This is a genomic window from Vibrio albus (assembly GCF_003144035.1).
In the GTDB taxonomy this organism is placed as follows: Bacteria; Pseudomonadota; Gammaproteobacteria; order Enterobacterales; family Vibrionaceae; genus Vibrio; species Vibrio albus.
In genome coordinates, this window is the sequence record NZ_QFWT01000004.1 from 122,688 (window position 1) to 145,069 (window position 22,382).

Sequence of the window (22,382 nt, forward strand, 5' to 3'; positions counted from 1 at the left end):
TTGATGAAACTAGATGTTATAGATAGCGAAGCTGACCAATATGCTTAGTAGCGTCTAGCGGGAGTCGATTTGCGACATGGCATTAAATGAGGAAATGGTGTGGATAAAGCAGTCAGAACATAAATAAGCTCAATGTACAGGTTTAAGACAACAGGGTAGATTTAGGAAGATCTGAGCCTGATTTCCTCCTCATAAAAATCGAGATCGTTCCCATAAAATAAAATCAATTAAAATAATAAAATTCAGAATAAACTAAAAAACACCGCAAATAATCCATTAAATTCATACAAAACATGATCGATATCTCTTTTTTTTCGCGATCATATTCACAAAACGAATGGAACTTTTGATTGGTTTCAAAGTCCACGTGATGAAATTCGGGACATTCCCAAAAGGTGATCCAACCGAAAGTTTAATTCGCTCCATAAATATATTCTTTTATCCCATCGTTGACATGAACTGCATTCAGTCAATGAATGTAATGTCTGAGAGAAGACAGCGCACAGACGTGTCTCTCAACAGGAAAAAACATATAACTCTTATGGAGCAAAAAATAATGAAAGCAAGTGGTATCTTAAAACTATCTACTCTTACTCTACTAACTTCTATGGCACTAGGCGCACAAGCCGGCACTACTGTCAGCAATGAAATGGGCACTTTCGCCATCAGCGGCGACGTTGAATTTAACAACGATGTTCGCAACACTGAAACAGCAACAACAGACAAAACTAACTACGATCAAAATGGCCGCCTGCTGGTAGGTGTATCCGGTATGCGTGATGTGGGTGCAGATAACTATATCAGCGCGAATGCTCAAATCCTGCTGAACATGAGCGGTGACGTTTCTGCCGATGATGCATGGATCGCAATGGGCGCTAAGCAAGACTGGGAACTGAAACTGGGTCGTTTTGAAGCCTATAACCTGTTCCCTGCAGGTCAGGATACTTACCTGAACCACGCTGCTGGCGTTGATGTATACACCACTAGCTATGCTCGTGGCCGTAGTGCTAACGGTCAGATTAACCTGGCTAAAACCATGGACAAAGTGTACTTCGAAGTAAGTGCTAACTTCATGCCAGCAGGTGCTGCAGATGATAACGCTGTGTTCCTACGTCCTGTAGTGGCTCTGTCACTGACTGATTCACTGAAACTGTCTGCTGGTGCAGAACTGAATGCAACTTCTGATGATAATGATGCTGCGAACGATTTCACTGGCTACGGCGCAACTCTGAACTATGCAGCTGACAGCGTAAGCGTCAATGTGAGCTACGCCGCTCGTGAGTTTGATACTGATGATAAAGACGATATGACGTACGGTGCCAACGCCCAGTTTGGCAATGCGTTTATCGGCTATGTTCACGCAGAAAACGATGGTACAGATTCATCAAATGATGAAGTAAACACTGTTTATGCATCTTACAAATTCGCTAACGTAATGGATGTGGAAGATCTGGCTCTGTACCTAGGTGCATACAGCTCTGAAACCAAAGAAGCTGACAACAAAGACAACGGTGCTCGTCTACGAGTTAAATACATCTTCTAAACCGCTGCTCACTGCCTTTTCATTTTTCGCCCATCCTGTGCATGTTCAGGATGGGTTTTTTCGTTGTCACTATCCCAAGGAGCCCCAAAGCTCTTGGAAAAGAGGCACAAGTCAGAATAAAAAAAGATCTGCGCAGTTGCGCAGATCAAAATCCTATGTGGAGCACAGGACGAGGGTATTACAGCTGTTAACGTATATGGAGGTATCGTTTAATCTTTATATCCTGCTATGCTGCGATAGCATCACAGGGAATGTCGACCAGTTGACAGATATTGCGCTTGCCTGAACCATCAACGGAATCAATCTGGGTCAGCAGAATAGAGGAAATAGCATACTGAGCAGCTCGTTGCGTCAGCAGACCGAGTACCCCATCGGTTTTATCAGAACAACCACCGGCTTCGGCAAAATAGATCGGCTCTACACCTCTTAACAGCGTCAGCTTAGCCAGCAGACGTGGCTTGTTGCTCAGCGCCCAGATAACCGCGCGGGTCTGGCATCGCGACATCAGGCGTGGTGTTTCACCCTGTTCCGTCAGGATAGCCACCCCAAGCGTCTGATGTGAGCGAGAAGCTGACATCACCGAAGAAAGGGCAAAGCTTTTTCCGGGGGTAGTACATAAATGGTGTAGCTGTTCCCAGTTATCCAGTCGCTCATCCAGGCTTTCTTCCGCACCACGGGCAATGCGTACCATGGCCTGCACCGACTCTACCGGGAATTTCCCCGCCGCAGACTCCGCTGACAACATCACCGCATCCGTACCGTCGATCACAGCATTGGCAATATCCAGCACTTCGGCACGGGTTGGTGTCGGGTTATCGATCATCGATTCGAGCATCTGAGTCGCGGTAATGACTGGCTTGCCATAGTATCTGGCGCGGTTGATCAGCTGTTTCTGCACGGCAGGCAGACGAGCATCACCAACTTCAACCCCCAAATCGCCGCGAGCCACCATAATGATATCGGAAGCTTTGATCACCTCGTCCATCACATTTTGGTTTTCCACCACTTCGGCGCGTTCTACTTTGGCAATAATATGGGCATCGCAGCCAGCAGCGACAGCCAGCTCACGTGCATACTCAATATCGTCGGCATTTCTCGGGAAAGACACCGCTAAGAAGTCAGCCTGAAGCTCTGCTGCCGTCTTGATGTCCTGCTTATCTTTATCCGTCAGTGACGGTGCGGATAAACCGCCGCCCAGCAGGTTAATCCCTTTACGGTTGGATAGTTTACCGCCGCTGACCACTCGGGTTTTAGCCCATCCTTCATCAGCACAGACATCCTGCACTTCCAGCTTAATCCGGCCGTCATCCAGCAGTAGCTGGTTACCCGGTACTAGGTCGGCAATTAACTCTGGGTAGTCCAGCCCAACACGCTGCTGGTTTCCCGCAAATTCATCCATCCGACTGTCGAGATAAAACTCATCACCAGCGGTTAAATTGACAAACTGGTTTTCAAAGCATGAAGTACGAATTTTTGGCCCTTGTAAATCAACCAGAACACCGACCTGACGATTAAGGCGCGTGGCGATATCCCGAACCAAATGCGCCCGGGCGATATGCTCATCTGCCGTACCGTGTGAAAAATTCAGGCGAACCACATTCACACCAGACTGAATAAGTTGTGTCAGCGTCTCTTCGCTGGCCGTCGCCGGTCCTAGCGTCGCCACTATTTTGGTTTTACACATAAGAGTTCCTGTTTGACCTGTAAAGGTAAAAAGAAAGGAAGAGAGCTACAGGCCCAAAGCCGGTAGCTCAATCGTAATCAGCGGTTATGCTTATTTAGCTTCCTGAGGTACCTGCTTTGTTGTACCTTCATCAATATCCACCACTTTCTTGGCATTCCATACTGTCAAGGCAAGAAGCAGCGAAACTACGCTCGCACCCAGCCAGAAGTACTGAGCCTGAGTAAAGTCGTATGTTTCCACGCCATCAATGGTAGTGATGGCAATCAGATTACTTGAGATAACTTCCTGTGCCGAAGCCGCCATGTAAGAGAACAGACCGATAAAGCCTTTTACCGCACCTACGGCGTTTTTCGGCATCAGGTCACAAGCCGTCAGACCCGCCAGGAATACCACCAGACCACCGATAGCAAAACCAACCATGCCAAGCGCCACAGCATCAACAACGCGGTTATCAGGGCCGAAGAACATCAGGCACATACCAGCTATGTTGGCCAGACCATACATCAGGGTCGGAATATGACGGTTCGAGCCAAAAATCTTGTCCGAAACGATACCCGACAGAACAGCACCAAACAGACCGGCAATCGGGTAAGCCGACATGGCAAAACCAGCGTCAATCAGCGAGTAACCTTTCACTTCCTGCAGGTACAGTACCGCCCATGAAGACATGGCGTAACGCGAGGTGTACATAGCCGCACAAGACAGAGCGATCAGCCATACCACAGGCTGTTTAATCACAAAGAACTGAGCGCGACGAGTCTCTTTCGGATCAGCCACTTTCTTTACTTCCGGCTCTTCATCAAATGCAGTCGCAGCATCAGGCAGGCCATAAGTTTGCGGACGGTCTTTCAGCACGAAGAACATGGTGATAGCAGCAGCCAGTCCGGCAATACCCGCACCGATAAAGCCTGCACGCCAACCCAGATAGCTAACCAGTGTTGCAGTCAGGATCCAGGTAATACCTTCACCGATACTTCTTGAGGCACCCCAGATAGAGTAACGGCTACCACGCTGTTTTGGCGAAAACCACTGGAAGATAGACACACAAGAAGGTGCAGACCCCACAGACTGGAACCAACCGTTCAGACCCCATAGGATAACGAAGAACAGACCGGCGGTATTCATGCCCATAGCCAGAGCCGTTAAACCTGACAAGAAAAGTGCGAACGACATAAAGCGGCCAATGTTGGCATAGTCGGACAAGAAACCGTTAGAGAACTTACCGATAGCGTAAGTAAAGAAGAACGCCGAGCCCATCAGACCCAGTTCTTCCAGTGATACGATACCAGCGTCAAGCATTGGTTTTTTCACCACACCAAGGCTCATACGTACAACGTAAAATACAGCGTAACCCGTCATCAGGCCGAGGAAAACCTGCCATTGATACAGCTTAAAGCGCGATTGCATCGCTGCCTTATTTGTGTCCGACAGTGGTAAGTCGGGCCGTGTTTTAAAGAAATTAAGCATTCTGCTCTCCATTCGTTTGTCTAAAATAACAAGTGATACATCTTGGTCGGGAGCATCATGCGAATTTAGGTGATTTATAGCAAAACACCTCTTTTGGGGTAGTTTTGACTCAAACCATTTATTTTCATGCGTCAAAACTGACTATTCTGGCCTTTTACGGCCCCAGTAAGTTGATAATATAGAGCTTATCAATAGCAGTTCAGAGTCATAAGTGACTCAACAGCGCCACACAGGTAATAACACCAACATGCTGAATATTTGCGATAGCGCACATTTAGGGAGATTTATATGAACCCGATACGGAAAAAAGCATGGCAGCGGCTGCTACTTGCCTGTTGTGGACTGTATGCTGTGGTGACTCAGGCTCACTCCGACGAGCTGGTTATTCTGACCACCTTCTCCAGCGAACCGATGAGTGAACTGGTCTCAGAGTTTAACCAGCGCTACCCTGACGTAAACGTACGCCTGGTTCACCGCCGGACCCAGTCTATTATTCAGCTACTGAATAAACGTTATATACATGATATTGATGTGGTTCTGAGCTCCTCTCCGGTACTGATGCAGCACTTATCAGATGTAGATCGTCTGTCCGCAAACCCTGTGATATATACGCTGCCTAAAGCCCTGCAGGGGTTCGTGTTACCACCGGCCGATCAGGTGGTGACCGTCGGCTATTCCGGTGCAGGGATCATCTGGAACAGCGACTATTTACACGCTCACAATCTCCCGCTGCCCACGTCGTTCTCCTCACTGACTGACAGCCAGTACTTAGGGCACCTGACAATGAGTACGCCGTCCCGTTCGGGGACCACACGACTGATGCTGGAGAGCCTCTTAGCGCGGTACGGCTGGGAAGACGGCTGGCGGATCATTATGAATGTCGGGGCCAATCTGGCAACGGTGTCTTCACGCAGTTTTGGGGTAAGTGACTACGTTGCCAAAGGGCAACTCGGTATCGGCCCTACTATCGACAGTTACGCGTTCCTGCTGCAGCGAAAAATGGGGCACATCAAATTCCGCTACGACAACGACTTTACCGCCATGCCAACCTATGTGGCCCAGCTCAGCGACGGTCATACCCCCTACGCCCAGGCCTTTATTCGTCTGCTGCTGTCCCCGAGCGTACAGAATAAAATAGATACCATCAGTTTTGCCAAAATGGCGCTCGATGATGACCTGTTACTGAGCAAAGGGCTGCCAAAGTTATCGCTTGCCACTGTGTTACAGCGGGAGAAACTGGTGGATCATATCTTCGATACCGCCATTACCCGGCGTCTGCCGGAGCTCCAAGACAGCTGGCAGTCACTCATTAACCGCAGAGTATCGGCCAGAGGTGATGTTGATACATTACGAAAACTGGATAAGTTAAAACAACAGATGTTTTCCCTGCCGGTAACCGAAGCGCAGATAACCGAACTGGGTAACAAACTGAACCACCTAGATAACAGCTCCGACGTCGACCAGGCGATGATCCGGCTGATGCTGACCGAGTTCGACCACGAATTAAACCGAAAGCTCACTGAACAAGGAGCCAAGGTAGCCGCAGAACTACGGGCAATCAGACAGGCAGGTCAGCGATGAAGTTAAAACATCACCAGACAATCGGTGCCAAACTGGTACTGGCATTCAGTTGCAGCACCCTGTTACTGGCCATCGTGACCATCGTCGCCGGAGGCACATGGCATCAACTGGACAATCAGGTTGCCCGTCTGCTCGATACCAGCGTACCCAAATACAATGCCAGTTATCAGCTTGAAAGCCGCAGCAGTGATATTCGCCGTAAAGTACAGCGGCTGAGAACCATCACCAGCAAAGTCGAACTGGAAGAGCAGAGCAGGAAACTGGACGAACAGCTGGCACAGATAAGTAAAGCAGTGCCAGACAAGACCCCGGATAGCTCATCGTCTGAAGGCGACATCGCCCGCCTGACGGATGCCTATCAGTTGCTATCTCAACAAGTTTCATACTACTCACAGGATGTCTTTAAACGCATCGACCTGAAGCGTCAGCGTGATCTAGTGGTCGAACAGCTGGACTGGCTGCATCAGGATATCCGCTCAGAGCTGATCCCGCTGAGACAGGAGTACCACTGGCAGACAGAGCGGGCTCCGGACTCGCAGCAGGTTGAGGAGGCTCTCTCTCGGCTGAATGATATTCAGGCAATACTGGATCTCGAATCTACCCTTTATGAACTGACACTCAGTGTCATGGCCTCACAGACCATTAGTCAGCTAACCAATGGTATGAAAGTGGTGCAGATCCGGCTGAAAAACCTGTCGACACTGAGCCAGCCCCTGTTCAGCAACCCCACCGCCGTTGCATATAGGCAGTTGCTGGCAGAGCTGACCAGCCTGCTCTCACCAGAGGGGCAGTTTCAGCAACTGACACAGGATGTTCTGCTGCATAATCAACTGATTCAAACCAAACAGGTGTCGATAGAGGAACAACTTCAAACCATTCACCAGCAGATTGCCGTCTTAGTGGATGATGCCGACAACCAGTTCCTGCAGATAAAAAACCAGACCACCCGGCTAACTCAGTACGGTAACCAGGTGTTACTGGCCTGCTTTATTCTGTCTATTCTTATCAGCCTATTTCTGACCTACTATTTTGTCAATAAACGCATTGTCGGCCGGCTGAATAACCTCAGCCGCAGTATCGACGCCATAATCAAGAACGATCTCAGCCAGCCGATCCGTATCGACGGCAACGATGAAATAGGCCGGCTCAGCGGTAAACTGATCGAATATGGCAATAAGGTGCGCGAGGTACAAAGGACCAATGCGCTCAACCTGATCAACAACACCACCGCCAGCCTGATCACCTGTGATCTCTCCGGCGGCGTGGAATCCGCCAACCTCAGTGCCCGGAACCGGCTGGGACTCGACGATATGACTATTGCCCGGCTTATCTGGCACTGCTTCCCCACCAAGAGCCAGGATCATATTAAAGCGCTTTTTGCCGCCGACTCCGAGCTGCTGAGTCTGCGCCGGGCCGAAGCCACCCTGTCGATAGAAACCGGCAGTGAGCCCTGTTACCTGCACTGCGATTTTCGTCTGTTTACTCAGGGCCTGCATAACAAGGTCATTGTTACCATCACTGATATCACTCAGCAGGAGCTGGCTAACCGGCTGCTGGAGTTCAGAGTCCAGCAGAAGACCGCCGATCTGGTGCAGAAAAACCAACACCTTGAGGAAGAGATCAGTGAGCGGGAGCGGGCAGAAGCCCACTTGCAGGCGACCCAGAACGAACTGATCCAGGCGGCTAAAATGGCGGTGGTCGGCCAGACCATGACCAGTCTGGCGCACGAACTGAACCAGCCATTAAATGCTATGTCGAGCTACATATATAGTGCCCGGCTATTGTGCGAACAGGACCCGAGCAAAACCCGGGAATCGCTCGATCACATTGATAATCTAATGATCCGAATGGGTAAGATCATCAACAGCCTGAAAAACTTCGCCAGAAAAACCGATGCCCGGGCACAACCGGAAGCCGTCGAACTCACCGCTGTGATTGAGAACGCCATGACGATCGTCAACACTCGCGCCCGGCGCGAGCAGATCCAGCTGCAGAGCTATATTTACACGCCGATCTGGCTGTCTGCGAATGCCGTTTCTCTGGAGCAGGTACTGATCAACCTGCTGGTGAACAGCTGCGACGCTCTGCAAGAGAAAGACCGGACAGACGATAAACGAGTCACTATTGAGCTGCTAAACTATACCGAGAACAGAGTCACTTTCACCGTGTCTGACTCCGGTGACGGCTTTGATGAACATATTATCCACCAGCTTTTTACCCCCTTTACTACCTCGAAAGAAATCGGACTAGGACTGGGACTGAGTATCTGCCGCTCGCTGATGGAGCGTTATTCAGGAAACATCTACCTCGCCTCGAACCTGAGCGGGGGCGCATTAGTCGTATTGGAACTGCCTTATGAGCCACATTAATTATTCTGTCCTGTTGGTTGATGACGATCAGGATGTACTGGACGCTTATCAGCACCTAATGAACCTGTCCAGGCTGCATGCCAGATCGATCAGCGATCCGACTCAGGCGCTCAGCTATATCACCAGCGACTGGGCTGGTGTGGTGGTGCTGGATATGTATATGCCACAAATGCATGGTATGGAGCTGCTAAAGGCGATCAAAGCCGTCGATGAGCATATTCCAATCATCGTCGTCACCGGGCACGGGGATATCCCGATGGCAGTGGAAGCGGTCAAACAAGGGGCCAGCGAGTTTATCGAAAAACCCATTGATCCGGCCAAACTCCTGCCGATGCTGAACAAGCACATCCGGATACGGAAAACCTTTGTTGAACAGAAACAGAGTGTTGCCAGTGAAATCAGTCACGTACTGATCGGCAAGTCGGCTCAACTGAAACGGATCCGCGAACATATCGCCCAGTATGCCCTGTTGAATACTCATGTGGTGATCCATGGAGAATCAGGCACCGGACGGCATATCGTGGCAGAACTGCTCCACTCAGCCAGCGCACCCGAAACGGAAGATCGCCCGCTGCAGTACTTAACCGGCAACAGTACGGTTTCCGTGGACATGCTGGAAGATCAGTTGAGACAGACTCAGGGCGGAACACTGATTATTGATGATTTACATCACCTGACTGAACCAGTGCAACGCTATCTGACCCAGAGCCTGCTGGAGCAGGAAAGGGACACTCATCACCGCCCCCGTATCATCAGTATTTTTACCGATTTACCGGAGATGCTGCTCAACAGCCAGAATATCATTCCGGAGCTTTACTATCTGCTCAATCAGGGTGTGGTCGAGATGCCACCGTTAAGAGCGCGACCGGATGATATTGCCGCTATTTTCCACCATTTCCTAAAGCAGAGCTGCATCAAGCTGGGGAAACCGCTGCCGAGCGTAGAATCCAACTACCTGTCACTGCTGCGCGCCCACCAGTGGCCGGGTAACGTACGTGAGCTCCGGAATGTGGCCGAACTGTTCGCCATCGGTATCATTAAGCTAACCGGCAAGGAGAGCGTCTACCGGAAAGATGAAATCAGCTCACCACTGGATGAACTGGTGGAAGATTACGAAAAACGGGTGATCGAAGACGCCTTGTTTCTGCACTCCGGTCATGTGTCTGATGCCGCGACCTACCTGCAGGTACCGCGTAAGAAGCTGTATTTAAGGATGAAAAAATACAACATCGATAAAGACCATTACAAAAGCGAGCAAAAGCACAGAATCTGAGCGCATCTCCCCCTGTCGGCCATTCAACCACCGCTGCTCACTGCCTTTTCATTTTTCGCCCATCCTGTGCATGTTCAGGATGGGTTTTTTCGTTGTGATACACCCAACCTTCTGTTTATACCCTATGTTTATCTGATCCCGAATAATGACGGAAGCCCCTGGCGGGAGTAGAATTTAAACTCTTTCCTTATCAGCGGAGCGTCATATGGAATCTGTTCGCCTTACCCAGTACAGCCACGGAGCCGGTTGTGGTTGTAAAATCTCACCTCAGGTACTTGATACCATTTTGCAGACTCAGTTAACCCCTTTTACCGACCCCAACCTGCTGGTCGGGAATGAAAGTAAAGATGATGCAGCGGTGTACGATCTGGGTAATGGCAGTGCCGTGGTCAGTACCACCGACTTCTTTATGCCTATCGTCGATGACCCGTATGACTTTGGCCGTATTGCCGCCACCAATGCCATCAGTGATATCTATGCCATGGGTGGTAAGCCTATTATGGCTATCGCGATTCTTGGCTGGCCAATCAATATATTATCACCAGAAATTGCCCAGCAGGTGATTGAGGGTGGCCGCGCGGTATGCCGTGAAGCAGGCATTTCTCTGGCGGGAGGACATTCGATTGATGCACCGGAACCGATCTTTGGACTGGCGGTAACCGGCATAGTCGATACCGATAAAGTGAAACAGAACAACCGGGCCGAAAGTGGTTGTCAGCTCTATCTGACTAAACCTCTGGGTATCGGTGTTCTTACCACAGCGGAAAAACAATCCAAACTGGCTGAAGCCCATAAAGGACTGGCGCGGGACTGGATGTGTAAAATCAACCGGCCGGGCCAAGACTTTGCTGAACTGGAAGGCGTAAAAGCCATGACGGACGTCACCGGGTTTGGCCTGTTGGGGCATCTGTCGGAAATCTGCGAAGGTAGTCAGTTAAAGGCCAAAGTGTGGTTTGACAACATACCTACCCTGCCGGGAGTAACCAATTATATTGAAATGGGCTGTGTGCCGGGTGGTACCGGACGAAACTTTATGAGTTATGGTGAAAAAATTGGGCCAATGACAGACATGCAAAAATCCATTTTGTGTGATCCACAAACCTCAGGTGGGCTGCTGCTGGCTATCACGCCAGAATCGGCGGAAGAGGTTAAAGCCGTGGCCCGTCAGCATGATATCGAGCTGGAAGCCATTGGTGAACTGATGCCGATGGATGGCAAAACGCTGATCGAGGTCTGCTGATGCTACGCGCCAATAGTAATGATTATCGCCACCTGTTCGCGAATGATGTCCCCATGATCGACACAAGGGCTCCAATCGAATTTACTCAGGGTGCCTTTCCGAATTCGGTCAATCTGCCACTGATGACGGATGATGAACGCGCTGCCGTAGGGACCTGCTATAAACAGCAGGGTCCGGAAGCCGCCGTGAAACTCGGTCATAAACTGGTGAATGGCAATATAAAAGCAGAACGTGTCGCTCTCTGGAAGACTTTTTGTGAAGCGAACCCGGAAGGGTATCTGTATTGCTTTCGGGGCGGTATGCGTTCGCAGATCACTCAGCAATGGCTGAAAGAAGCCGGAATCGATTACCCCTTCGTTATTGGTGGATACAAAGCCCTGCGCCGGTTTCTGATTGATACTATTGATGATGTCGCCACTCAGCCAATGACCATCGTAGGTGGTAACACCGGCAGTGGTAAAACCATCTTGATCAATGAATTAAAAAATGGCATCGACCTGGAAGGTGCCGCTCATCACCGGGGATCCTCCTTCGGCCGGTTTGTCACTCAGCAGCGTACCCAGATCAACTTCGAAAACGAACTGGCGATCCAGATGGTCAAAAAACAGGATCAAAACATTCGCCATTTTGTCTATGAAGATGAAAGCAACCATATCGGCTCCGCCAAACTGCCGCTTTCACTGAGTCGTACCATGCCGGGCGCAGATATTGCCGTCATCGACGATCCGTTTGAGATCCGGCTGGCCCGGCTCATTGATGAATATGTCGTAAATATGCAGCGTGATTTTGTCGCTCACTACGGAGAAGAACTGGGCTGGATAAACTTTGCTGAGTACCTGAAAAAAGGCATGTTCAATATCCGTAAACGACTGGGCATGCAACGGTATCAGTCTCTGGCTGATGCCCAGCAATACGCTGTGAAAGTGATGCAGGATTCCGGTTCACTGGATCATCACCGGGACTGGCTGGTACCGCTTTTAGAGCAATATTACGACCCGATGTACACCTATCAGCTCAGTAAGAAAGCTGAGCGAATCATTTTCCGGGGCAACTACCAGCAAGTAAAAGAGTGGCTGGAAAGCCGGTAAAAGTTACACTTTTGGCCACAGCCAGGCGGCACCGCGGACACCACTGGAATCACCATGCAGTGCCGGCACTACCGGAGTAAAGCACTCTTCCCCAAACACATATTCCACCAGCAACTTAGGCACATTGTCATACAGACGCTGGATATTACACACGCCTCCGGCAAACACGACCACATCCGGATCCAGCACGTTAATATATCCGGCCAATGCTTTTGCCAGCCTTCTTTCATAGGCTTCCAGTGACTGGTTCGCCGTTTCATCCCCCGCCTCGGCCAGCTCTGTGATCTCTTTGCCCGTCAGTGTCTGTCCGCTTCGGCGCTCATAATCAGCACACAATCCGGTACCGGAAACAAACTGCTCGATACAGCCATGTTTTCCACAGTAACAAGGCGTGGCATCAGCAAAGGCCCGCTCTTCCTTGTCCATCCAGGGCAGTGCATTATGTCCCCACTCTCCGCCGATACCGTTTCCGCCAATGTGCGGTTTACCATCAATGACAATACCGGAACCACACCCCGTGCCAAGGATCAGTGCCACCACAACCTTTTTCCCGGCACCGGCACCATCAGTCGCTTCTGACACAGCCATACAGTTCGCATCATTCGCAATTCTGACTTCCCGCGCCAACAACTCAGCCAAATCTTTATCCAGTGGCTGACCGTTCAGCCAGACAGAGTTGGCATTTTTCACGACCTTCGTATACGGAGAAATCGTACCCGGAATACCAATACCGACTGTCCCGCTCAGCCCCGTCGCCTGTTCAGCATCGTCCACCAGACCTTTAATTGCCGCTAACGTCTGCTCATATGAGCCTCTGGGTGTCGATACCCGTTTTCTAAACAGCTCATTTCCGTCATCGGATAATGCAATGACTTCAATTTTGGTCCCACCCAGATCAATTCCTATACGCATTTTTCCGCCTTTCCATCTAGTTATTTCACCATTTTGAGTAAGATTCGGCAGAAAAACTGTGCGATTTATCATAGTGAACAGGTTAAGCAGAAACTTCTTTCTAAAAAGGAGAGAGGCAGACAATCTTTCGTTTATAGCTAAATTAGTGATTATTGATTCACATTTTTCTACTCTGCTATTAACTAAAGAGGGAACTTTCGCTAAGCTGACACTGTTCTGTATCTTTTTCAGCTATCTTAGACGGACCCGAAGCAGTCCCGGAAATATTCTCTGTTGAATGACAACTCCAATTACATAATGACTCGTTTTAATCTTGCTGATAAAGCCAGCTTTCTGTTTTCATCTGGCATTCTATTGGTTGTATTTGTTTGCTTACTGCTGACACGCTATTTCTACATCCAGCAGATAGACACCATAGAACAAACACAGCTTAACGACAGCGCCCGCTTGGCGAAAACGGCAATCAGCAGTCTTGCCACCGAGCAGGAAGAATACTCCTATGACTGGGCTCACTGGGATGAAACGTATCTGCTTCTGAAAGAGTCTGACCCCACTTATGCAGGCCGAAACCTCGGTTATAACGGCCTGACAACACTGAAATTGTCACTCATGATGTTTGTGAATAAAGACAAAGACATTATTGAGAGCGCATTCATTCCGCCAGACTCTGCCGGTGGCGACGCTATCACCGCTGTACCTGATTCATACCTATCGGTGCTGTTCCGTTCTCAAGCCCTGAATCGACTGTTTACTTCCCCAGCCACTGATACCACCAGTACCTCCGGATTGCTGAATATGGCTGGTACTCCCTGGCTCATCAGTGTCACCAATGTCACAGACAGTCTGGAAGAGCAGGATACCAATGGATGGATGATTTGGGGGACGCCTCTTTCCAGTAAATTTCCTTCTAAACTTAAACCACTGCTGTCTGATAAATATGAGATAACCGGGCTGCCGGAGACAACGCAGGAGACCCAGCCCGTTATTGTCAGAACCCCACATGCCATTACCCGAACTGACTGGCTCACTGGTATTGATGGCAATCCGGTTGCTCAGATACACACCACCACAGAAAGGGTACTCTATCAACATGCCAACCATATTATTAATACGATTTCACTGATACTGGGCGTCGCGACTGTCATTACTCTATTTGTTGTCCTCTATCTGTTCCGGACAAAAATAGGGACCAGTTTCACCCGGCTGGAAGAAGAACACCAAACACAAACCGGCATTATCGACTCGCTCTCCAGCCAGGATCAGGTATCAGGGCTACACAACCGCCAGTCTGTACTCATGAAGCTACATAAGCTGCTGTCTGAGCCAGATCTGAGTTTTTCTCTGCTGTACATCAGTGTTGACCGCCTGAAACCATTGTCACAGATTTTTGGCCACCGTACGGTTGAGACTATTATTCGCCATCTCGCTCAGTCTTTTACTCGTTATGCGCCCGGCTCAGCCATTGTTGGCCGGGTTACTGAAAGTGACTTTGTGATTGCCTGTCCTCATACTCAGTCGGGTCAGGCTCTGATGGCCTGCGCAGAAAATATCGCTAACCTGTACCGTCGGCAGACTATTATCGACGATCTGGATATCCAACTGGCGGTGTCGATTGGTTATCTGGAAGACGCTTCTGTACTGAACGGCGCAGAAGAAACGTTAACCTGCGGTAAATATACGGCGCAGATATCGGGGGCCCCCCACCAGCATGGCATCACCCGTTTTTCTGATAGCGTCATTCGACAGTTTACTCAACATCAGCAGTTACAGAAAGATCTGGCCTCCGCGATTAAAACCAAAGCCATTGCCCCTTATTACCAGCCTATTGTTGACGCAAAAGGCGGACAAGCCGTCGGGTTTGAAGCACTTGCCAGGTGGACACATCCAGAGTTAGGTATGATTTCTCCCGGTATCTTCATACCAATGGCGGAAGAACGAAACTTTATTATTACGCTAGGCGAACAGATACTGGAACAGTCATGCCGGTTTATCTCTCAGCTCAACCGAGAGCGGCAACAACATGGGCTGCCTCCAATGACGATTCATGTAAACCTTTCCGCCCCGCATCTCCAGCACCACGGGCTGCTGCCCTATATCGACAGTTTATTGAAACGGTTTGATATTGAGCCGCATCTGCTGACACTTGAACTGACCGAAAGTATTCTGATTGATTCTGTCAGTGACGTAACAGAGCTGCTGACTCAGCTACGTAAAAAACATATTCGCATTGCGATTGATGATTTTGGCACCGGCTTCTCTTCTCTGAGTACACTGAGTTCGTTTCCTGTTGACGTCATAAAACTGGACCGTAACTTTGTCCTGCAATTAGAGCATAATGAAAAAGGCTATGCACTGGTCCGAAACATTGTGCAATTAGCCAAAGATATGCAGTTAAACACCGTCATCGAAGGTGTAGAAACCGAGCGACAAAGAAAAACATTTACCCAATTAAATGTCGACACCATTCAGGGATTTTATTTTTATAAGCCTATGCCGGCAGAATCGGCTCTGTACCAGTTTTCTGAACCGGAATATTGATACAGCGAATCGATTTTTCGTTGACTATACTTGTATAAATAACATTCATAACAATTATCAATAAGTGTGTTGAGGGGCCTCCATGACACAACAACATTTTCATGAAAGACGGCAATTTTTCCGGCTGCGTTATCCTCACACTGAACGCCCGACGGTTGAGTTAGACGGGCAAGAATATCCGGTATGTGAAATATCAGAACAGGGGATGCGCCTGTTATTCAGAAGCACTGACCGCTTTTCTCTTGGCGTTCCTTTTTCCGGTACCGTGCACTTTAGTGACAAAGAGGATGTGCCTATCGAAGGTATCGCTTTGCGCCAGCATGCAAACGAAGTCGCGGTAAAACTGACCAAAGGCATTTCATCCGAACGCATAGATGAAGAACAGCAGCACCTGAAGCATCATTAGATTCCAGAGGCGTGTTTAAAAACGGCTGGTCTCAAAAATGAGTTAACCGCACAAGGTACGGGATGATACTCTTTCAGCTAATCCAGAAAGTGAGCAAACAGCGTAAGAGTATGTCCGATATAGCCAGCCCAGAGCAGCAAAGACGTCAGTTTTACCGATTACGGTATCCCCGAAAAGAAGACCGGCCCAGAGCCGCTTTGCACAACCATGCCTATCCAATCTGTGAGATATCAGAAGGTGGCGCACGTCTGCTGTTTTTGCAAAAACAGACCGTGGTGAAAGGAATGATACTCTCCGGCTCCTGCCGTTTTGCCGATGGCGAAGAAATTATTCTGGAAGGCACAACCCTGCGTCAGGATGGCAATGAACTGGTGGTTAAGCTCTCAAAAGGCCCGAGCCTGAAACGCATGACGATGGAACAGCGTCATCTGCGCAGAAAGTATCCCGGCATCTTTTCGAACAGAAAATTCAGCACTTACGCGGGTTCCTGATCAGCATTAATATGACCTGACGCCCCCTACCGCGTCAGCCTGTTAATCTCCCTATTGCAATCCCATTCTATCCCATTTATATTAACACTTTCTAATAAACCATTTTCTAAACAAAAAGAGTTCTGACATTAAGACGTATACATTCCTTTTATTTCTACACTTTACCTATTCGTTCTTATTCAGTTACAAAACTCTAGTTATAAGGTCTAAGCCATGAGTAAAAAAATCTTAGTCGTTGGTGGCGTTGCTGGTGGTGCTTCTGCTGCTGCCCGTCTGCGCCGACACAGTGAAGATGATCAGATCATCATGTTCGAAAAAGGGCCACACGTCTCTTTTTCTAACTGCTGTCTGCCCTATCACCTGAGCGGCACCATTCCTAATGCGGAAGATCTGGTTCTGATGAGCCCGGAAAAATTCGCCAATATGTACGCCATTGACGCACGTACCAGCAGTGAAGTGGTCTCCATTGACCGCGCAGAGAAAACGGTTGAAGTGAAAAACCATGAAACCGGAGAGACCTATACAGAAAGCTATGACAAACTGATCCTCTCTCCGGGCGCGAAACCGATTGTTCCGCCGATTCCGGGTCTGGATAAAATCCCGAACTTCTCTATCCGTAACGTTGTTGATATCGACCGTCTGAACCAGCACCTGAAAGGGACCAAGCCGAACAACGTCACTGTTGTTGGCGGTGGCTTTATCGGTGTCGAAGCGGCAGAAAACCTGATCGAAGCGGGCTATAACGTAACCCTTATCGAGGCGATGCCTCAGATCATGAAGCCGTTTGATTACAGTATGGTGCAGATCCTGCACAAAGAAATGCACGATCACGGCATCAATCTGATGGTCAACAGCCGTGTCAGTGCGTTTGAAGAAGGGAAAATTCAGCTGGAAGATGGCCGCTCGGTTGACTCCGACGTGGTGGTCTTTGCGATTGGCGTGAAACCGGAAACGGATCTGGCCATCAAAGCCGGTCTGGAACTGGGTAAAACCGGCGCGATGAAAGTTAACCAGAACTACATGACCAATGATCCGGATATCTACGCGGTCGGTGATGTGATTGAAGTCTACAGCTACCTGTACAACGACTACTACCAGCTGCCGCTGGCAGGACCGGCTCAGAAACAGGCTCGCAGCGTGGCTGACCACATTAACGGCATGACCATTGATAACCGTGGCTATATCGGCTCTTCAGTGGTGAAAGTCTTTGACTATAACGCGGCCTCTACCGGCCTGAATGAAGGCATGATCAAAGCACTGGGTCTGAATATCTCTTATGACACGGTGAAGATTATCCCGAACGATAAAGTCGGACTGATGCCTTCCGGTGGTCTGGTGCACTTTAAACTACTGTTTGAAGTGCCGACCGGTCGCATTCTGGGCGCACAAGCCATTGGTAAGGGCAACATTGATAAGCGTGTCGACGTTATTGCTACCGTGATCAAGTTCGGCGGAACCATCTATGATCTGAAAGATCTGGAACTGTGCTACGCGCCGCCATTTGGTACGGCGAAGGACGTCGTGAACTATGCCGGCTATGTGGCAACCAACCTGATGAACGGTGACTTTAAACAGGTTCACGCTTCAGATATCCGCCCGCTGGCAGAAAAAGACGCCTGCATTGTGGATGTCCGTGAAGTGCATGAATATGAACGAAGCCATATCAAAGGCGCTGTGAATATTCCTCTGAGCCAGATACGCCAGCGTACTGACGAGCTGCCAAAAGACAAGCCGGTTTATCTGCACTGCCGCAGTGGTCAGCGCAGCTACAATGCCGCATTGGTTCTGAGCAACCTTGGTTTCAGAGATGTCTATAATGTCTCTGGCGGTTACATGGGACTGAGCTTCTATGAATACTTCAATGACCAGACAACCGGACGTGAGTCTATCCTGACGGATTACAATTTCGACTAATCCGTAATGCGACAAGCGAAGTCGTCATTCCATGGCCTGAAGCATCACTTCAGGCCATTTTTCATTTCCAGACATTAAACCGTCACACACTTGTCACTTCTTCCTCATCTTTCTGACGCCAATTTGCAATGTTAGCTTCATAGGATCGACTCAGTTAAATATGAAACACTGAGGTTACTATGCATTGCGCAAGTCCATTTCGTCTTCCAAGAAAAACACCATTTGGTATAGGTGAAAGCTTTGCCGAGTGGGCAACCGGATTAAGTAAATTAGACAAATTTTATGCCCAGCGCCCTGCGGGACTCGATACCCAGGGCTTTCTCCGTTTTACGCTGGATATTCTGAATATTGATTATCAGGTGGTTCGCGGTTCACTGAATAATGTCCCGGAAACAGGAGCCACCGTCGTGGTTGCCAACCACCCTCTGGGCTGTGTCGAAGGCGTCATCCTGGCGGAAATGCTGCTTACCGTTCGTAGTGATATTCAGATCTTAGCGAACCAGTATTTGAAAACCGTTCCTGAGTTGGATCAGCTGTTTATTGGTGTGGACGTGTTTGAAGGACAACATGCACATAAAGCCAATATGAAAGCCCTGCGCGCGGCCAACAAACACCTTGCCGACGGCGGACTTCTGCTGATGTTCCCGGCCGGAGAGGTCTCTCAGCTGGTCGACAGAAAGCAGAAAAAACTCGAAGACAAAGAGTGGAGCCGTTCTGTCAGCTCGCTGATACGAAAGAACAAGGCCGTGACCGTGCCAATGTTTATCAACGGTCATAATTCCCGCCGTTTCTATATGGCTGGCAAGATCCACCCACTGCTGCGTACCCTGATGCTGGGCCGGGAACTGCTGAATAAAAAACAGGAAAGCATCTCTATCGCTATCGGTGATACCATCAGGTACAAAGAGGTCAACACCCTGTCCGATCAACATCTGGTGAATTATCTGCGGCTGAACACCTACCTGCTGAACCGCCACCGGGAAACCACTCGTGAGACCTATCAGGAAAATATCAACGCCGAACCGGTTGCAGCCGCTCTGCCACAGGAAGAGCTGGAAGCCGAACTGCGCGCGCTTCCGGCAGAACACCATATGCTGACCAGTGGGGAGTTCGAAGTCTACTGCACCGACGCCAGCCACATCCCATCGGTAATGCATGAGATTGGACGGCTGCGGGAAATCAACTTCCGTCAGGTCGGTGAAGGCACAGGCATGGCACTGGATCTGGATGAGTTTGACCGGCACTACCTGCACCTCTTTGTCTGGGACAGAGAACAAAAACTGCTGGTGGGTGCGTATCGTTTAGGCGCTGTCGACATGATTACCGGTCACCAGAATCTGAACGGCCTCTACTCCCGGACGCTGTTCAATTATGATCAGCGTTTTCTGAACCGAATGAACAGCGGCATGGCCATAGAGCTGGGGCGTTCCGTGATTGCCGAGCAGTACCAGCGTAGCATGAGCGCCCTGCTTCTGCTCTGGAAAGGTATTGCTGCTTATATCCAGCGCAACCCTCAGTATACTCATCTGTTTGGCCCGGTCAGCATCAGTAACGACTACAGTCATGAAGCAAGGCAACTGCTTGCAGAGACCATGACACTGCACCACTATGATGTTGAAAGTGCGAAATGTGTGACGGCCTCGAATCCTCTGGAAAATAAAACATCGGCATGGAATACCAGCCTGCTGACCGCTCTGGGGGATCTGCAGCTACTGTCCCGGGTTATCTCGAGACTGGACGATGGTAAAGGCGTTCCCGTTCTGCTCAGACAATACCTCGGACTGAATGGCAAACTGGTCTGCTTTAACGTAGATCCCGCGTTTAATAATGCGCTGGACGGATTGATCGTCGTCGACCTCAGAAATGTTCCGAAAAAAACACTGGGCCGCTATATGGGATTTGAGCAGGCTGAACATTATCTGCACTACCATACCGCCCAGTAAGCCATCAGAACGGTAAACCGTCAGACTGAAACCGGGTCAGGATCTCATTTCTGACCTCCCTTTTTTCTCGGAGGCCACCTGCCTCCGTTTTTTTGTCCTTGTTATTTCAATCACCTAACCACAGATCAACTTTAGCCCCGATATTTTTGCTCCAAAAAGATCCCTCGTTCCAAAAATATTCGACTAACTTTAAATAGAGTGTTACGGCACTAGGCACTAGGCACTAGGCACTAGGCACTAGGCACTAGGCACTAGGCACTAGGCACTAGGCACTAGGCACTAGGCACTATAAACAAAGTGTAAACACAAAAATAACCATGACATAAAAACTAACGTCAGCAGGTAACTTTATGGGTAAGAGCTATTCAGCCTATATTCAGCCAGGTATTGCGCTTGTAATTTTCTTCAACCTTATTGTATTGTCCGGATCCCCATCGATCATGTGGTCGATCAATGCCCTGTTATTCGTCTTCAGCCTGGGGCTGGCATTTCAGCAGTTCAGCGCCACACGGGATTTGAGTCTGCAACAGCAAGAAGACAGTGAACAAAATCAAAAACTTTCCGATTCTGTCCATTCATTAAAGCAACAGTTAAACGATACCTATTCTTTTTTCAGCCAGATAGCCCCTATCTGGCAGCGCCAGTTGCGCAGTTGTTCCAGCCAGATGGAAGACAATATCTCAACCCTGACAGAAAAATTTGCCGTGCTGGCTACGGAAATAGGTCAGGTGACTCAGGCCTCTCACCTGAGTGATGAAGGTCACGTTCTGCACGAAGACGAGCTGGATCGGCATCAACTGGAAAATGTTGAAGGTCAATTTATTGAAATAGAAAACTCCAACCGTCAACTATCGACCCGTATCAGCAATCTGACTCAATACACCACGGAACTGGAATCCATGGCCAGCGACGTGGGTGCTATTGCCGATCAGACCAGTCTGCTGGCACTTAACGCTGCTATAGAAGCTGCGCGCGCGGGTGAATCAGGACGCGGATTTGCCGTGGTGGCTGATGAAGTCCGAAAGCTTTCAGCTCAGTCAGGAGAAACTGGATCTCATATCATTGAAAAAATGGAAGAAGTTGCCGGTATTGTTCAAGAACTGAGCAAGGTGTCCGAACAAACTAACGAGTCTATCACTGATGCAATCGCCTCCAGCCAAACCGTGGTCGATGGAGTGATCGATCACCTGACTACCCGCGGTGATAAGCTCAAAGACGAAGGTAATAAGCTGCTGACCCTTAGCCTTCAGGCGCATGGTGAAATCGAGCAGATGCTGGTGGCTTTCCAGTTTCAGGATAGGATCAGCCAGATCCTCGGTCAGGTGGTGTCTAGTATGAGCCAGATGGAGGCTCTGGCAGAAGAGCGCCACCAGTCCCGTTCAACTGACAGAATACCAGAACCTCTGAATGTGCAGGAGCTCATTGATTCGATGAAAGAAGACTATGTCACCTCAGAGCAGTTCATTAATCATAGTAACGATGGATCCAGACGCAACACGAATGATGCCGCCCCATCGTCTGTTTCATTTTTTTAGTTTCCTATCAGATAAGGGAGTCAGTAAATGTCAAAGAATATTCTTGTCGTTGATGATTCAGCGTCTATACGCCATGTCGTCGGTATCACGCTGAAAGGAGCGGGCTACAACGTACTCGAAGGTATAGATGGAAAAGATGCGTTAGCTAAGCTTGATGGACAAAAAATTCACCTGATCATCAGCGATGTCAACATGCCAAACATGGATGGTATTACTTTTCTGAAAGCAGTCCGGGCCAATCCGCGCTACAAATTCACCCCCGTCATTATGCTCACTACAGAGTCAGGCCAGGCAAAGATGTCTGAAGGTAAAGCCGCCGGAGCTAAAGCATGGGTGGTAAAACCTTTCCAGCCCAAACAGATGCTGGATGCCGTTTCTAAATTGATCATGGCTTGATC

16 protein-coding genes are annotated in these 22,382 nt (G+C 49.3%); 13 read left to right on the plus strand and 3 right to left on the minus strand.

Features of this window, described 5'->3' with window-relative positions; translation table 11 throughout:
- Positions 1 to 556: 556 nt before the first annotated feature.
- Positions 557 to 1,543 (plus strand): carbohydrate porin, encoded by a 987-nt coding sequence (locus tag DI392_RS08905; RefSeq protein ID WP_109319762.1) that lies wholly within the window; start codon positions 557 to 559, stop codon positions 1,541 to 1,543.
- A 226-nt stretch (positions 1,544 to 1,769) separates the two neighbouring features.
- Here the strand turns inward: DI392_RS08905 and pyk are convergent, their stop codons facing one another.
- Entirely contained in the window at positions 1,770 to 3,227 is a 1,458-nt protein-coding gene (pyk, locus tag DI392_RS08910; protein ID WP_109319567.1) for a pyruvate kinase, read from the minus strand.
- Positions 3,228 to 3,317: 90 nt separating this feature from the next.
- The gene (locus tag DI392_RS08915) at positions 3,318 to 4,694 is read right to left on the minus strand and encodes an MFS transporter (RefSeq protein ID WP_109319568.1); all 1,377 of its coding nucleotides are present in this window, start codon (positions 4,692 to 4,694) and stop codon (positions 3,318 to 3,320) included.
- Between the two features lie 288 nt (positions 4,695 to 4,982).
- Here DI392_RS08915 and DI392_RS08920 point away from each other — a divergent pair, with 288 nt between their 5' ends.
- The 5 genes from DI392_RS08920 to mnmH all read left to right on the plus strand — a co-directional run bounded on the left by DI392_RS08920 (position 4,983) and on the right by mnmH (position 12,245).
- Positions 4,983 to 6,275 (plus strand): ABC transporter substrate-binding protein, encoded by a 1,293-nt coding sequence (locus DI392_RS08920; RefSeq protein ID WP_109319569.1) that lies wholly within the window; start codon positions 4,983 to 4,985, stop codon positions 6,273 to 6,275.
- Positions 6,272 to 8,644, plus strand: a complete 2,373-nt coding sequence (locus DI392_RS08925; RefSeq protein WP_109319570.1) for an ATP-binding protein — start codon at positions 6,272 to 6,274, stop codon at positions 8,642 to 8,644. Before DI392_RS08920 ends, DI392_RS08925 begins: the two co-directional genes overlap by 4 nt.
- Positions 8,640 to 9,917 carry a sigma-54-dependent transcriptional regulator gene (locus tag DI392_RS08930; protein ID WP_181388396.1) on the plus strand — a complete coding sequence of 426 codons (1,278 nt, stop codon included), beginning with the start codon at positions 8,640 to 8,642 and terminating at the stop codon, positions 9,915 to 9,917. Before DI392_RS08925 ends, DI392_RS08930 begins: the two co-directional genes overlap by 5 nt.
- 205 nt (positions 9,918 to 10,122) lie before the next feature.
- Entirely contained in the window at positions 10,123 to 11,157 is a 1,035-nt protein-coding gene (gene selD / locus DI392_RS08935; RefSeq protein ID WP_109319572.1) for a selenide, water dikinase SelD, read from the plus strand.
- On the plus strand, positions 11,157 to 12,245 hold the full coding sequence (mnmH, locus tag DI392_RS08940; RefSeq protein ID WP_109319573.1) for a tRNA 2-selenouridine(34) synthase MnmH: 1,089 nt from the start codon (positions 11,157 to 11,159) through the stop codon (positions 12,243 to 12,245). Before selD ends, mnmH begins: the two co-directional genes overlap by 1 nt.
- Positions 12,246 to 12,248: 3 nt before the next feature.
- Here the strand turns inward: mnmH and mak are convergent, their stop codons facing one another.
- Positions 12,249 to 13,157 carry a fructokinase gene (gene mak, locus DI392_RS08945; RefSeq protein ID WP_109319574.1) on the minus strand — a complete coding sequence of 303 codons (909 nt, stop codon included), beginning with the start codon at positions 13,155 to 13,157 and terminating at the stop codon, positions 12,249 to 12,251.
- Between the two features lie 297 nt (positions 13,158 to 13,454).
- On the opposite strand from mak, the gene DI392_RS08950 reads away from it, so the two are divergent.
- From DI392_RS08950 to DI392_RS08980, 7 genes are all read left to right on the plus strand, one after another.
- Entirely contained in the window at positions 13,455 to 15,695 is a 2,241-nt protein-coding gene (locus DI392_RS08950; RefSeq protein WP_109319575.1) for a bifunctional diguanylate cyclase/phosphodiesterase, read from the plus strand.
- 82 nt (positions 15,696 to 15,777) lie between these two features.
- Positions 15,778 to 16,101, plus strand: a complete 324-nt coding sequence (locus DI392_RS08955) for a PilZ domain-containing protein (RefSeq protein WP_109319576.1) — start codon at positions 15,778 to 15,780, stop codon at positions 16,099 to 16,101.
- A gap of 62 nt (positions 16,102 to 16,163) precedes the next feature.
- Positions 16,164 to 16,592 (plus strand): PilZ domain-containing protein, encoded by a 429-nt coding sequence (locus DI392_RS08960; protein WP_109319577.1) that lies wholly within the window; start codon positions 16,164 to 16,166, stop codon positions 16,590 to 16,592.
- A gap of 213 nt (positions 16,593 to 16,805) precedes the next feature.
- Complete coding sequence (locus DI392_RS08965) at positions 16,806 to 18,506, plus strand: FAD-dependent oxidoreductase (protein ID WP_109319578.1); 1,701 nt, start codon at positions 16,806 to 16,808, stop codon at positions 18,504 to 18,506.
- A 179-nt stretch (positions 18,507 to 18,685) separates the two neighbouring features.
- Complete coding sequence (locus tag DI392_RS08970; protein ID WP_109319579.1) at positions 18,686 to 20,449, plus strand: bifunctional lysophospholipid acyltransferase family protein/GNAT family N-acetyltransferase; 1,764 nt, start codon at positions 18,686 to 18,688, stop codon at positions 20,447 to 20,449.
- 350 nt (positions 20,450 to 20,799) lie between these two features.
- On the plus strand, positions 20,800 to 21,984 hold the full coding sequence (locus tag DI392_RS08975) for a methyl-accepting chemotaxis protein (RefSeq protein ID WP_109319580.1): 1,185 nt from the start codon (positions 20,800 to 20,802) through the stop codon (positions 21,982 to 21,984).
- Positions 21,985 to 22,011: 27 nt separating this feature from the next.
- Complete coding sequence (locus tag DI392_RS08980; protein ID WP_109319581.1) at positions 22,012 to 22,380, plus strand: response regulator; 369 nt, start codon at positions 22,012 to 22,014, stop codon at positions 22,378 to 22,380.
- Positions 22,381 to 22,382 lie beyond the last annotated feature (2 nt).